This window comes from Burkholderia lata, from assembly GCF_902499025.1.
GTDB lineage: Bacteria > Pseudomonadota > Gammaproteobacteria > Burkholderiales > Burkholderiaceae > Burkholderia > Burkholderia lata_C.
Window position 1 is genome coordinate 128,699 of the sequence record NZ_CABVPW010000025.1, and the last position, 13,855, is coordinate 142,553.

The window sequence follows — 13,855 nt, forward strand, 5'->3', positions numbered from 1 at the left end:
GCAACGTGCGTCATTTCACCGACATCGAGGCAACCCCGAGACACCCGCCTTCGCTGCCTATCGGCCCGTTTAAGCCCTCTGCCCCCCCCGCCCGGCCGGCTGCCAAGGCAATTCCAGGAGAGTTCTTTGAGCCCGTCGCAAGCGCACCCCGCGAAAGCCCGGTCTTCGCGCAAGTCCGTCAAGCTGGATGACATCACGATCGTCGACCCCACCGTCCTCAAGCGCGCGGTCGGCGCCATGGCGTTCGGCAACGCGATGGAATGGTTCGACTTCGGCGTCTACAGCTACATCGCCGTCACGCTCGGCAAGGTGTTCTTCCCGTCCAGCAGCCCGTCCGCGCAATTGCTCGCGACCTTCGGCACGTTCGCGGCCGCGTTCCTCGTGCGCCCGCTCGGCGGCATGGTGTTCGGCCCGCTCGGCGACCGCATCGGCCGCCAGCGCGTGCTGGCCGCCACGATGATCATGATGGCCGTCGGCACCTTCGCGATCGGCCTGATCCCCAGCTACGCATCGATCGGCATCATGGCGCCCGTGCTGCTGCTCGTCGCGCGCCTCGTGCAGGGCTTCTCGACGGGTGGCGAGTATGGCGGTGCAGCCACCTTCATCGCCGAATTCTCGACCGACAGGCGCCGCGGCTTCATGGGCAGCTTCCTCGAATTCGGCACGCTGATCGGCTATACGCTCGGCGCGGCGACGGTCGCGCTGCTCACGGCGACGCTGTCGCAGGAAGCGCTGCTGTCATGGGGCTGGCGCGTGCCGTTCTTCATCGCCGGCCCGCTTGGCCTCGTGGGCCTCTACGTCCGGCTGAAACTCGAGGAAACGCCCGCGTTCAAGAAGGAAGCCGAAGCACGCGAAGCGGACGAACGCGCGCGGCCGAAGCAACGCTTCGCGGCGCTGCTCGTCGAACAGTGGAAGCCGCTGCTGCAATGCGTCGGCCTCGTGCTGATCTTCAACGTGACCGACTACATGGCGCTGTCGTACCTGCCGAGCTACCTGTCGGCGACGCTGCACTTCCGCGAATCGCACGGCCTGTTCCTGGTGCTGCTCGTGATGGTGCTGATGATGCCGATGACGCTCTACGCCGGGCACCTGTCGGACAAGGTCGGCCGCAAGCCGGTGATGATGGCCGGCTGCGTGGGCCTGCTCGTGCTGGCCGTGCCGGCGCTGATGCTGATCCGCACCGGCGGCATGCTGCCCGTGTTCGGCGGGATGCTGATCTACGGCGTGCTGCTGTCGTGCTTTACCGGCGTGATGCCGTCGGCGCTGCCCGCGCTGTTCCCCACGCGCATCCGCTATGGCGCGCTCGCGATCGGCTTCAACGTGTCGGTGTCGCTGTTCGGCGGCACGACACCGCTCGTCACCGCGTGGCTGGTGGATCGCACCGGCGACCTGATGATGCCCGCGTACTACCTGATGGGCGCTTCGTTCATCGGCATCGTGTCGGTGCTCGCGCTGCGCGAGACGGCACGCCAGCCGCTGCCCGGCTCCGCGCCGTGCGTGGCGAGCCGCGCCGAGGCGCTGAGCCTCGTGCGCGGCGGCGCGGACGAAGCGCGCGGGCGGGACAGGAAGCTCACGCCGGTCAGCGAACGCGCGTGAAGCGGGCTGGCGTGATGCTTGCCTGCGTGACGCGGCGCCGCGCAACTTGCGCCGGCGTCGTGCACACCAACGTCAGCCTGCCGACAGCCGTTGCGCGTCGAACCAGTCGAGCAGCGTGCGCGTGACGAACGCGGGATTTTCCAGATTCGAGATGTGGCCGGCGTCCGGCACCAGCGCATGCGGGCAGCCGATCACGCTCGCCATCTTCACGGTTTCCGACGGCGGGCGGGCCATGTCGCCCGCGCCGCACATCAGCAGCGTGCGTTCGGCATCCAGTTCGGCAAGCGCCGACAGCGTGTCGGGACGGCCGAAGATCAGCCGGCCGAGCGGGACGATCGATTGCCGCAGCCGGTCGGCCGGCAGGTTCGCCAGCGCGTCGCGAAACGCGGACGGCACCGGGCCTGCCAGATTGACGTCCGGCCGGAAAAACAGCGGCACGATCGCATCGAGCAGCGGCGGCGCGATCCGGCCCGCGGCGGCGATGGCGTCGAGCATTCCGAAGTAACGCAGCCGCGTCGCTTCGGGCTCGGCCTCGAGCGACGCATCCATCAGCACGAGCGCGCGCACGCGCTGCGGCTCGCGCAATGCGAGCCGCGCGCCCCACATGCCGCCGACGCTGAGCCCGACGAGCGCGCACTGGTCGATCTCCAGCGCGTCGAGCAGCGCGCTCGCCTGTACGGCGAGATCGTCGAGCGTCTGCGTGCCTTCGGGCAGTACGCCCGATGCGCCGTGCCCCCACAGGTCCGGCACGATGACGCGATACCGGCGCGACAGCGCGTCGATCTGCGGTGCCCACATCGCTGCATCCTACAGATAGCTGTGCCCGAGCAGCACGGGAAAGCCGGTACCGTGATCCTGGTAATGCAGGGTACTGCCTTGGATGTTCACTGCGGGCATGTCGTCTCCGGTGTCGGCGCGAGCGGCAGCGGCCCGGAACCGGGCGCCGCCGTCGGCGGCGTGCTGCAACGAACGCGAAGCGGCGCATCATCGCACAGGTTGCAGGCGCGACGCATGACGAATCGCACGTGCGCACCTGTCGAATCTGCCGCACGACACCCTCGCCGCGCACGCGCGACGGCACCACGCATGCCGTACTATCCGACGCGATACATCGGCACCACGTTGCTGCCGGCGGCTTCCTGATCCGACACGAGCGGATCGCGCGCCTGCTCGAGCAGCCAGTTGGTCAGCACGGCGATATCGAATTCGTTGCACGCATCCGGGTTCTGCACCAGCACGTAGCTGCCCGATGCGACCGTGCAGTGCGGGAACAGCTCGACGAGCCGGCCCTGCTTCAGCAGCCCGTCGACCAGCGGCCGCCGCCCGATCGCGATGCCATGCCCGTCGACGGCAGCCTGCACCAGCTGGTCGTACTGGCTGAAATGCAGCGCACCGGCGGGCCGCAGGCGCGGCACGCCCAGCTCCTTCAGCAGATGGCTCCACCCGTGCCACGGCCACTCGCCGCGCGGATCGTCGAGATGCAGCAGCACGTGCTTGTCGAGGTCTTCCGGCTTCATCGACGCCGCGTCGCCCGCCGCCGGCATCAGGCTCGGGCTGCAGACCGCCACGACACGCTCGCGGAACAGCACGTCCGTCTCGTCCGCCGACGTATACGGCCCTGCATATCGCACGGCCAGGTGCAAACGTTTGCGCTTAAGATCTTCAATTTCGCTCGTAGCCGATACGCGCACGTCGATGTCGGGATAGCTTGCGCGGAACGAACCGAGGCGCGGAATCAGCCACAGCGCCGCGAACGAAACGGTGGTCGACAACGAGATCGCGCGCTGGCCCACACTCGACGACAGCTTGCCGATCACCGACTCCAGGTCGGACAACGCGAACGAGATCGCGTCGTACAGCTCACGCCCCTTGTCGGTCAGCGTCAGCGAACGGATGTGCCGGTGAAAGAGCTCGATCCGGAGCTGCTCCTCGAGCGCCTTGACCTGCCGACTCACGGCGGATTGCGTGACGTTCAGTTCCTGCCCGGCACGCGTGAAGCTCAAATGACGCGCCGCGCATTCGAAGCCTCTCAGGAAATCCAGCGAAGGCATACTTCTCAATCGCTTTGCCAATCTCATATTAGCCATACCGCCGCCTCAAAGTTGCACCCACCGACAGGCAAGTCGCCGTTCGTCTCCCTGACTCGTTTCTCCTAATTGGATTCGGAAACGATTTTATATTGAAGCATGGATGCAGATCATTCTTATTTTCAATCGTGACACTCGTATTTATCTATCGATTTTCATCGAGACGATATTATTACATTAGCATTATGGAGTAGCGATTTTGTAAATGAATATTCAGGCGAAATGGCGCGAAGGAGGATCGATAAAGACACGTAAAAACAGGCCATTACGAGCACAAACCGGCGCTACAGCGCCTATCCGGCCGTCACAGCAGAATCGCATCCGGATACCTACAATATAATTTCATCTTCCAAACAATTACATTCATTTCCCGGATTACGAAAAGAAAATGCACTTCAACATACACGCGGAATACTATTTAAATTCGAAATTCCGTGTTTATGAAAAAATACTAAACTCATGAAATTGAATTGCGCCATGCATCTTCCGCAAATTGATGAACCAATTATGTCCGGCAATGAATATTGCGCCGGCCGGAAACGGCAATCAGCGCGCACGACACCACAATTCCGCCTGGAATCGGTTCCGCCCTTTACCGGACGGGACACGCGTATCCGCTACACGCTGTCCACCACGCCATCCGCCACGCGATTCGTCCGCGCGGTCACCTCGCGGCGGTAGCGGTTCAGTTCCTGCGCAGTCGCGAACGTGCGCTCGAACAGGATCGACAGGTTGTGGAGGATCCGCTCGACGACCTTCCTTTCCCACTCGCCGTCGAAACGGATCTGCTCGTCGAGCCAGCGCTCGAGCCATTCCGGATCGGGCAGGCGCGACTGCACGGTATCGCGCGGGAACAGCGCCTGGTTCACGTGCAGGTTGGTCGGGTGCAGCGGCTTCTCGGTGCGGCGCGCCGACGCCATCAGTACGCCGATCTTCGCGAACGCCGCACGCGCGACGTCGCCGTGGTCGTTCAGCGCCTTCTTCATATAGCGCAGGTACGCGCCGCCATGACGTGCCTCGTCGCGCGAGATCGTTTCGTAGATCTGCTTGATGACCGGCTCGGTATGCCAGTCGGCCGCGCAGCGGTACCAGTGATTCAGCCGGATCTCGCCGCAGAAGTGCAGCATCAGCGTCTCGAGCGGCGGCGCAGGATCGAATTCGAAGCGCACCGCGTGCAGCTCCGCTTCGGTCGGCACCATTTCCGGCTTGGAGCGGCGCAGGTATTCCATCAGCACGAGCGAATGCTTCTGCTCTTCAAAGAACCACACGCTCATGAACGCGGAAAAATCACTGTCGTGCCGGTTGTCGCGCAGGAACATTTCCGTCGCAGGTAGCGCCGACCATTCGGTGATCGCGTTCATCCTGATCGTCTCGGCCTGCTCGTCGGTGAGCAGCGACGCGTCGAACCGATTCCACGGAATGTCCGTCTCCATGTCCCAGCGCACCGCTTCCAGCGACCTGAAAAGTTCCGGATAGAGCATCGTCGTCACCGTCGTTGAGAGGCATTCGGGCGCGGCATGCACACAGGCAGTCGCCGCGTCCCGGTCATGCCGATTGCGTGGACGCCGGCGCCGCCGCTTCGGCGTCGGGCACACGGTCGTCCGCCTCGTCTTCCACCGTGCGCGGCGACAGCCGGCCGCGCAGCAGCGCGTAATAGAACTGCCGGTACGTGCGATGGTAATAGCGGATGCGCGGCCCGATCGCGCCATGCAGGTCGTGCAGCCGCTCGATCGGCAGGTTCGGCATCATGTGGTGCTCGACGTGATAGTTGTTGCCGTTCGTGAACCACGTCATGAACGCATTGCTCTCGATCGTCCGCGTGTTGCGGAACGGGTCGGTGCTCGTCAGGTCGCAGCGGTAATGCTCGGGCATCTCGACCAGCGCATGCACCGGCGCGGCCACGAACACGAGCGGCACGACCCACACCCACACGACGAACCACGTGTGCAGTGCGAACGAAACGCCGGCCAGCAGTGCGATCGCCGCGACCATCAGCAGGTGATCGCGGCGGATCGCACGCGTCACGAGCGGGTTGTCGCCGAAGCTTGCGCCCGGCACGACGAGCTTCGCGACGTTCTTCGCGAACTGGATATAGTGCGCGGCCATCGACAGCCGCCACGCCCACAGGCCGAGATTGACGACGGGGCTCGCGCCGTACTGGTCGCCGTAGTCGAAGAACTCCTTGTTCTCGGGCGTGCCGAGCAGCCGGTGATGGCGCAGATGGCTGTCCTGGTACGCATGGAACGACACCAGCATCGGCATGCCGAGCAGCACGCCGAACACCATGTTGAGCCGCTTGCTCCTGAATCCCTGGTAATGCAGTGCCTGGTGCTGCAGCTCGACGCCGTGCGCGTACATCGCGCCGATCAGCAGGATGCCGACGATCTTCAGCACCACATACGTCGACAGCGCGAACAGCATGCCGTGCGCAATGAGCGCGACGTAGACCGCGAGCTTCAGCGAGAAGACGACGCCGCTCGGGCGGCTCTTCATGTCTGCAACCGGTTTATGGCGGGCGAGAAGCGATGAGGTGACGGACAAAATGCTCTCCTTGGCCGGACCCTGCCCGGCACGATGACGCGGCGACACTGGCGCGCTGCCGGGTTGCAATTCTTCTGTGAGTCGATGCTTCGGACAAACGAATTTTCCGAACGCATTGCATGACGCACGCGCATGAGCGCACCACATCGTGAACTAGACGACCGGTCGAATGCGTACCGACCATTCACCTCGCACAGGCGCACACGTATACGCACATGGCGGCGCCGAGTGGATGCGTGCCGCTCATGCATAGCCTGCAAATATTCCGTTTGTCGCGTCATATCGATCCGGCAAGAATCCCCCTCACTCGACGAACGGCGCCGCCGGCACCGTGGCGCGAGCGGCCGTGTTCCTCAAGGGGAGAATCCTCGTGACGAAGTGCGCATCCACCATTCATCGCCTCATCGAATCGCTCGAGGACGTCGCGGGCGCCATGCATCGCATGACGTTCGTCGACGACGCCGGCAACGAGGCGAGCATCACGTACCGGCGCTTCGCTGAAGAGGTGTTTCGCCAGGCCGGCGCGCTGCGCGAACTCGATGTGCGCGAGAACGACCTGGTGATGCTGGCCTTGCCCGCATCAGTCGAACACGCGGCCGCGATGATGGCCTGCGTGATGACGGGCGCACTGCCCTGCACCGTGCCCGTTCCCGCGCGCCGCGCCACCACCGGGCGGCAGGTGATCGACGTCGCATGCGAGCTGTACCGGCCGCGCCTGGTCATCGCCGCCGATGCGCAGTCCGCCGTATGGCGCGACGACGTGTTTCCCGCTTCATCCACGCGCGTCGTCGATCTCGACACGCTGTCGATCGTCGCGGATGCCGGTGCGCGCGCACTGATCAGCGCGAAGCACGGCCGCGATCCGCATCATGTCCAGCTCACGTCGGGCTCGACGTCGCATCCGAAAGCCGCGGTGCTCAGCCACGAGAACGTGATCGCAAACGTGCTCGGCATCGGCGGGTCGGTGCGTTTCGACCTCGCGGCCGGCGACGGCACTGCATCGTGGCTGCCGCTCTATCACGACATGGGGCTGCTCACGCTGCTGTCGAACATGCACTACCGTGCGCCGCTGCTGATGATGCAGCCGAACAGCTTCATCCGGAATCCGCTCGGCTGGTTGAAGCGCATCGCGTCGGCGCGCGCGACGACGACGTCGGTACCGACCTTCGCGTTGCGCTACTGCGTGCGCCGTTTCAACGCCGCCGCGATGGCAGGTGTCGATCTTTCCGCGTGCCGCAACATCTTCATCGGCGGCGAACGCGTGGACGACGCGACGCTGCGCGACTTCGCCGCCACGTTCGCGCCGTACGGTCTCGCGGCATCGGCACTGCAGCCGTGCTACGGGATGGCCGAATCGACGCTCGCGGTATCGATGCATCGTGCGTGGCACGAAGGCACCGTTGACGGCGCGCCGTACGTGATCGCCGACACGCTCGACCGGCGTGCGCTGATCGAGCGCCGCGACGCGCAGCCGGCCGCCGCGAACGACGGCGCCGACACCGATACCGAAACCGTGCTCGCGATGGGCACGCCGATCGACGGCATGGCGTTCCGGATCCTCGACGACGGCGACCACGCGCTGGCGAACCGCGCGGTCGGCGAAGTCGCGATCCGCGGCACGTCGGTGATGCTCGGCTACCTGAATCCCGACGACGGCTCGATCGCCGCGCCGCTGACAGCCGACGGCTGGTTCCGCACCGGCGACATCGGCTACGTCGCAGATGGGCAGCTCCATATCCTCGGGCGCAAGAAGGAAGTCATCATCATTCGCGGCAGCAACTACTTCCCGCACGAAATCGAGGAAGCGCTGGCGTCCCATCGCACACTGCGCAAGAGCACGTGCATCGCGTTCGGGCTGCCCGATCCCGAGACCGGCACCGAGCGGCTGGTCGTCGCGATCGAGGCGCGGCCCGTCGACGCGACGCCGCAGACGCGCGCCGAGTGCCAGCAACTGCTCGCGTCGCGCATCGGCTTCGCCGCGCAGGACCTGTGCTTCGTCGAACCCGGCTCGCTGCCGCGCACCACGAGCGGCAAGCTGCAGCGCCTGAAGTGTCGCGACCTGTACGCAAACGGCGCGCTGTCCGTGATCCACGCGACGGCAGCCGCCGAAGCCAGCCAGGGAGCGTACGCATGACGGCCGCTACGCTCACGCCGGTGCTCGAGTTGCGCGACGTCTCGCGCGTGTACGAAGGCGCGGGCCGCGTCGTCGCGGTGCGCGGCGCGACGATCTCGATCGGCCAGCGCGATGTCGTCGCGCTCGTCGGTCCGTCGGGCAGCGGCAAGAGCACGCTGCTCAACCTCGCCGGCTTTCTCGACGTGCCGAGCACCGGCGAACGCTGGCTCGAAGGCCGCCGGGTCGACGATGCGCCCGATACGCTCGAACGGATTCGCCGCGAGCGCATCGGCTTCGTGTTCCAGCAGTTCAACCTGATTCCGGTGATGTCCGCGCTCGAAAACGTCGAGCTCGGCTGCTTCGCGTGGGGCACGCCGCGCACGCGCCGCGAGCGCGCCCGCGCGATGCTCGACGCGGTAGGGCTCGCCGCGCGCGAACGCCACCGCCCCGGCGAGCTGTCCGGCGGCGAGCAGCAGCGGGTCGCGCTGGCCCGCGCGCTCGCCAAGGAGCCGGCGATCGTGATCGCGGACGAACCGACCGCGAGCCTCGACAGCACCAACGCGCGGGCGGTAGCCGAGCTGATCCTCGACACCAACCGCACGCTGGGCACCGCTTTTCTGATTGCGTCGCACGACGATCGTCTGTGCGCCCACCTGCCGCGTCGCATCGAGATGCGCGACGGCGTACCGGGAGTGAATCGTGAACTGGTCGACGTTTGCGTGGCGTAACCTCTGGCGCAACAAGCGCCGCACCGTGCTGACGATGGCGATGATCGGCGTCGCCGCGTTCGCGTCGAGCCTCGCGCTCGGCTACGTGATCGCGACCTTCGACGCGGTGCGCGAAGGATCGATCGACAGCGGCGTCGGCCACGTGCAGGTGCTGCACCACGGCTATCTCGACCTGATCGGCGAACGACCGCTGCAATATGGGCTGACCGCCGACGAGCAGGCCACCGCCACGCACGCGATCGCGGCACTGCCCGGCGTCGCGACCACCGCGCGCGGCATCGACTTCGACGGGCTGATCTCGAACGGCGATCTCAGCTACGGCTTCGTCGGCGAAGGCATCGAGCCGAACCGCGAGCCGCCCGGCTTCTTCGACTATCACACGGTGCTGTCGGGCCGCTACCTGTCGCCGACGAATGCCGGCACCGAAGTCGTCGTCGGCGCGGAACTCGCGCGCAAGCTCGGCGTGCACGTCGGTTCGGTCGTGCAGCTGATGGCGTCGACCGCGCACGGCGGCATCAACGCGACCGACGCGCAGATCGTCGGCGTGATGAGCACCGGCAACAAGGACGTCGACGAACGGATCGTCAACGTGACGTTCACCGCCGCACAGGCGCTGCTGCGCACCGACCGCGCGTCGCGCATCGCGGTGTTCCTGTCGGACACCGCGCACACGCCGGCCGCCGCTGCGACGCTGCACGCCGCGCTGCCGACGCTCGACGTGAAGACCTGGGACCAGCTCGTGTCGCTCTATCACCAGGTCGTCGCGCTGTACAAGAACCAGTTCTCAGTGTTCGGCGCGATTCTCTGCCTGACGATCCTGCTGTCGATGAGCAACTGGATCCTGATGAGCATCGTCGAACGCCGCCGCGAGATCTCGACGCTGCGCGCGCTCGGCGTGCCGGCCGCGACGGTGCGCGGCGTGCTGATCCAGGAGACCGCCTTCCTCGGCCTGCTGGGCGCAGCCGCCGGCATCGCGGTGGCGCTGCTGACGATGGTCGCGCTCAATCACGCGCAGATCCACCTGCCGCCGCCGCCGGGCCGCGTGAAGTCGATCCTGCTCGAATTCACGGTCTCGCCGGCCGCCGTGGCCGCCGTCGAAGGCGCGTTCGTCGTGCTCGGAGTGGCCGCCGCGCTGCTCGCGACGCTCGGCCTCGCCAAACGCAACATCCTCGAAGGACTCGCCCCATGATTCGCATTCGCCACCTGGCCGCCGCGCTCGTCGCGTGCGCGCCGCTCGTTCATGCCGCCGACGCCCCGACGGCCCAGACCATGCTCGCCCGTGCCGACGCGTACCGCAGCACGGCCGCCGATACGCAGACGAACATCCAGATCACGAACGAAGTCGGCGGGCAGTCCGGCGACGCGACGCGCTACCTCGTCTACACGCGCGGCAACGGCGACACGCTCGCGCTGACGCGCAGCGGCGAAAACGACGGCCAGAAATACCTCGCGACGACCCGCGGCCACTGGTTTTACGTGCCGAACACGCGCAGCGCGGTACGCATCAACGGGATGCAGCGGCTGCAGGGCGAGGTCGTGATCAGCGACATCACGCGCACGCACTGGGCGGACAGCTATCACGCATCGGCCGCGGCCGGCGCGACGACGATCGCCGGCAAGCCGGCCACCGAGCTCGACCTGACCGCGACCGATCCCGACAACGTCTACCCGACCATCAAGCTGTGGGTCACGCCCGACACCGACGTGCCGGTGCGCGCGCAGTTCTTCCTCGCGAGCGGCCTGCTGTTCCGCAGCGCCGATTTCTCCGCGCCGGTGGATGCGAACGGGCGCAAGGTGATCCGCAAGATCACGTATCGCAACGAGATCGAAAAGCAGCGCGCGAGCGTCGTCGACATCCTCGACGGCCAGCCGCGCAAGATTCCGTCGGGCTGGTTCAACCCCGACACGCTTGCCGATGGCCAGTGACAACAACGCTCATGTCGACGCCCATCGTGACCGCCTCCGTCCATCATCCGGCCGCATCTGGCCCGCCGCCGCGCTCGCCGTCCCGCTTGCGCTCGGCTGCACGCTCGCGCACGGAGAATCGCTGATGGAACAGTTGAGCACGCTGAACGGCATCGCATACGCACGGTCGGTCGACAGCATGGACGGCCACGCGCTGCTCGGCAACCTGATCGGCGACCAGCCGCGCAACCTGCAGGAAGCGGGCCTGCTCGCGCGTATCGACGGCGAGAACCTGTTCATGAACGCACGCGCCGTGGCCGGCAACCACTCGCTCGGCGCGCAGGCCACCCGCTTCAACGAGGCCGGCGTGCGCTATGCGTTCGACAACGGCATCACGCTCACGGCCGGCAAGCGGATCGACCCGCTCGACACGTCGCAGGCGTTCTTTCCGCTCGGCTTCTTCCAGAAGCGCGCCGCGACGGCCGACATCTACGACCGCTACGGCGATGTCGAAGGCACGCCGCTCGTCGAAGCGAAATGGGCCGGCGAACAGACCACGCTGCAGTTCATCGCCGGCGAAAACCGCACGCTGCGCAGCGACGTCGACAACCGCGACGTGCAGGGCGCGACGCAGCTCGTGCGCGGCGCATACAACTGGTCGGGCGGCTCGGCCGCACTGCTCGCCGGCCGGCATGCGGGCCGCGGCGGCGCCGGCGCGACGCTGTCGCTCGACGTCGCGCGCTCGAACACCGTCTATGCGAGCGCGTGGCTCGAGCGCGGCACGACGCGGCCGTTGCCCGCGTTCATCGCGAACGGCACGCCGCTCGATTCGCCGGCCGCGTACGACGCGGTCGATCGCCGCAATGACCGCCAATACATGTGGCGCAGCGCGGTCGGCATGCAGAGCGCACTGCCCGGCAACTTCTCGCTGATCGTCGAGTGGTCGCACGACGAAGCGCGTTACGACGCGAACCAGTGGCGCCAGATGGTCGGCGCGGTCCGCGCGAACAACGCGTTGCTGCCCGTCGCGCCCGGCGCTGCACTGGGCGGCCTCGGCGGCACGGCCAATTTCGTGAGCGTCGACGGCAACCTGCGCGACTACCTGTTCGCCCGGCTCGGCAAGAAGATCGGCCGCGTCGAGTATTCGCTGCGCGGCGTCTATTCGCCGCAGGACAAGGGCCTGCTCGCGATCGCGCAGGTCGTCGCCGACGTGAACAAGCGCGTGAGCGTCGACGTCGCGGTCACCCGCGCGTTCTCCGACAGCAACTCCGAGTACCGGATGGTCGGTCTCGGCACCCGCATCGACGCCGCCTTGCGCGTGCGCTTCTGACAGGAACCCAGCCCCATGTCCACGCTTTCCGTTCCCGCTTCGTCCACCGACCTGCCGGACCCACCCCTGCTGCTACGCGTGGCCGACCAGGCCGCGTATCCGGTGCTGCGCCACTTCGACACGATCGCGTCGCTCGGCACGCCACCGCGCGCGGCTGCCCGGCTCGTCGAAGCGGCCGCCGTGCGGCTGCTCGACAGCGAGATGGTGATCGCGCTGCATGCCGCCACGCCGGACGTGCTGCCCGATTCGTCCGCGTCGACGCCGCTGCAACACGACGAGGCGCCGCTCACCGAAGCGCTGCTCGAACAGATCAGCCGCGAAGGGTTTCATCACCTGTTCAAGCCGTTCATGCGCGCGTTCATCCGCATCATGTTCGGGCTGTTCTTCTCGGATGACCAGAACCGCCGCGCATGCGACTGCATCGACAGCGGCCACAACTTCGCGTTCCTGATGAGCGACGGCGGCGGCCCCACGCTCGCCGCCTGGCGCACGGTCGTGCGCAGCGACGACAACGGCCTTGCGCTCACCGTCGACAAGGTATGGGGCATCGAAGCGCATCGCGACTGCATGGCGGTCGTCGCCGCGCGGTTGCCGGGCGTGATGTTCCCGGCCGCCTACCTCGTGTGGCCCGACGAATACCGCAAGCTGAAGCGCACGACCTGCGGCGCGCCGTTCCTCGCCGGCAACCTCCAGCTCGCAAACGTTGGCGGCCAGGTGCGCGCCCATGCCGAAGATCGCCTGCGCATCGGCGGCCCGACCGTGTTCAACAAATACCTGACCGTCGTGCGGCCGTACTTCGTCCGCGCGCTGATGGCGCACGTCGGCTGGCTCGCGCAAACGGGCCGCATCGAATTCGACGCCGACGCGCGCGCCGTACACCAGTTCATCGCGGATGCCGCACGCAGCCAGACCGACGACGCGCACTACAGCTTCGGCAAGGTGCAGCGCGTGCTCGCGATCAAGCTGCTGTCGAACGAATTCCTGACCGCGCTCGTGCGCGACGGCAGGGTGGCGACTTTCGACGACCAGCGCGACCTGCTGGCGTTTTCGAAGATGGAAGGCAGTTCGTACCGTTGTTATCACGAGCTTCGCAAGAGCCTGCGCTGCGAAGCCGGCAGTTGACCCACGCGACAGGCCGATCGATCCCGATCAACCCACTTCATTATCAGGAGCTCCTCTCATGACGACCCAGAACGTTCCGGCCGACGCGCTCGACATCCTGTCCCGCGAAGTCGCGAAGATCCTCAACGTCGAAACCGTCGACACCGACGCCGGCATCGGCGAACTCGGCATCGATTCGCTGAACATCGTCGAGCTGATCGTGTTCTGCGAACAGCTCTACGGTTCGATCGACCCGGAAGCGCTGAACATCACGCAGTACACGACGCTGCAGCAGCTCGACGCGCAACTGCGCCGCCAGCAGCACGCCGCCTGATACGACGATGCTCGCGCCCCTTGCGACCGTGGCGGCCCCCGCCGCCCAGCCGGCCCCGGCGACCGCGCTGACCGTGCAGGCGCTCGCGTACCGGCGCGTCGCGCCGTCGCGCGACGGCGC

The 13,855-nt window shown here is 66.6% G+C and carries 11 protein-coding genes and 1 pseudogene; 8 read left to right on the top strand and 4 right to left on the bottom strand.

All coding sequences use genetic code 11. The annotated features are described in order from the left end of the window. Positions 1-126: 126 nt before the first annotated feature. Entirely contained in the window at positions 127-1,596 is a 1,470-nt protein-coding gene (gene proP / locus BDI24065_RS24560) for a glycine betaine/L-proline transporter ProP (RefSeq protein ID WP_175033441.1), read from the top strand. 72 nt (positions 1,597-1,668) lie between these two features. On the opposite strand, the pseudogene BDI24065_RS24565 reads toward proP, so the two are convergent. The 4 genes and pseudogenes from BDI24065_RS24565 to BDI24065_RS24580 all read right to left on the bottom strand — a co-directional run bounded on the left by BDI24065_RS24565 (position 1,669) and on the right by BDI24065_RS24580 (position 6,176). Then, positions 1,669-2,493: pseudogene (locus tag BDI24065_RS24565) on the bottom strand (alpha/beta fold hydrolase). A gap of 197 nt (positions 2,494-2,690) precedes the next feature. Further along, entirely contained in the window at positions 2,691-3,683 is a 993-nt protein-coding gene (locus tag BDI24065_RS24570; RefSeq protein ID WP_175033442.1) for a LysR substrate-binding domain-containing protein, read from the bottom strand. A gap of 617 nt (positions 3,684-4,300) precedes the next feature. Then, positions 4,301-5,173: a ferritin-like domain-containing protein gene (locus BDI24065_RS24575; protein ID WP_175033443.1), complete on the bottom strand. Its 873-nt coding sequence runs from the start codon at positions 5,171-5,173 to the stop codon at positions 4,301-4,303. Between the two features lie 55 nt (positions 5,174-5,228). Beyond that, positions 5,229-6,176, bottom strand: a complete 948-nt coding sequence (locus BDI24065_RS24580) for a fatty acid desaturase family protein (RefSeq protein WP_175033444.1) — start codon at positions 6,174-6,176, stop codon at positions 5,229-5,231. Between the two features lie 418 nt (positions 6,177-6,594). Between BDI24065_RS24580 and BDI24065_RS24585 the strand changes: the two genes are divergently transcribed. Genes BDI24065_RS24585 through BDI24065_RS24615 form a run of 7 tightly spaced genes read left to right on the top strand, consistent with a single transcriptional unit; the run spans position 6,595 to position 13,735 of the window. After that, on the top strand, positions 6,595-8,358 hold the full coding sequence (locus tag BDI24065_RS24585) for a fatty acyl-AMP ligase (RefSeq protein WP_254609856.1): 1,764 nt from the start codon (positions 6,595-6,597) through the stop codon (positions 8,356-8,358). Then, positions 8,355-9,065: an ABC transporter ATP-binding protein gene (locus BDI24065_RS24590; RefSeq protein WP_175033446.1), complete on the top strand. Its 711-nt coding sequence runs from the start codon at positions 8,355-8,357 to the stop codon at positions 9,063-9,065. Before BDI24065_RS24585 ends, BDI24065_RS24590 begins: the two co-directional genes overlap by 4 nt. Further along, complete coding sequence (locus tag BDI24065_RS24595) at positions 9,037-10,254, top strand: ABC transporter permease (protein WP_175033447.1); 1,218 nt, start codon at positions 9,037-9,039, stop codon at positions 10,252-10,254. The genes BDI24065_RS24590 and BDI24065_RS24595 overlap by 29 nt, the downstream gene beginning before the upstream one ends. Next, positions 10,251-10,991, top strand: coding sequence for an outer membrane lipoprotein-sorting protein (locus BDI24065_RS24600; RefSeq protein WP_174933435.1), 741 nt, complete (start codon positions 10,251-10,253; stop codon positions 10,989-10,991). Before BDI24065_RS24595 ends, BDI24065_RS24600 begins: the two co-directional genes overlap by 4 nt. Next, the gene (locus BDI24065_RS24605; RefSeq protein WP_175033448.1) at positions 10,981-12,300 is read left to right on the top strand and encodes a hypothetical protein; all 1,320 of its coding nucleotides are present in this window, start codon (positions 10,981-10,983) and stop codon (positions 12,298-12,300) included. The genes BDI24065_RS24600 and BDI24065_RS24605 overlap by 11 nt, the downstream gene beginning before the upstream one ends. 15 nt (positions 12,301-12,315) lie before the next feature. Beyond that, on the top strand, positions 12,316-13,422 hold the full coding sequence (locus BDI24065_RS24610; protein ID WP_175033449.1) for a hypothetical protein: 1,107 nt from the start codon (positions 12,316-12,318) through the stop codon (positions 13,420-13,422). Between the two features lie 58 nt (positions 13,423-13,480). Next, complete coding sequence (locus BDI24065_RS24615) at positions 13,481-13,735, top strand: acyl carrier protein (protein WP_011350104.1); 255 nt, start codon at positions 13,481-13,483, stop codon at positions 13,733-13,735. Positions 13,736-13,855: the final 120 nt, after the last annotated feature.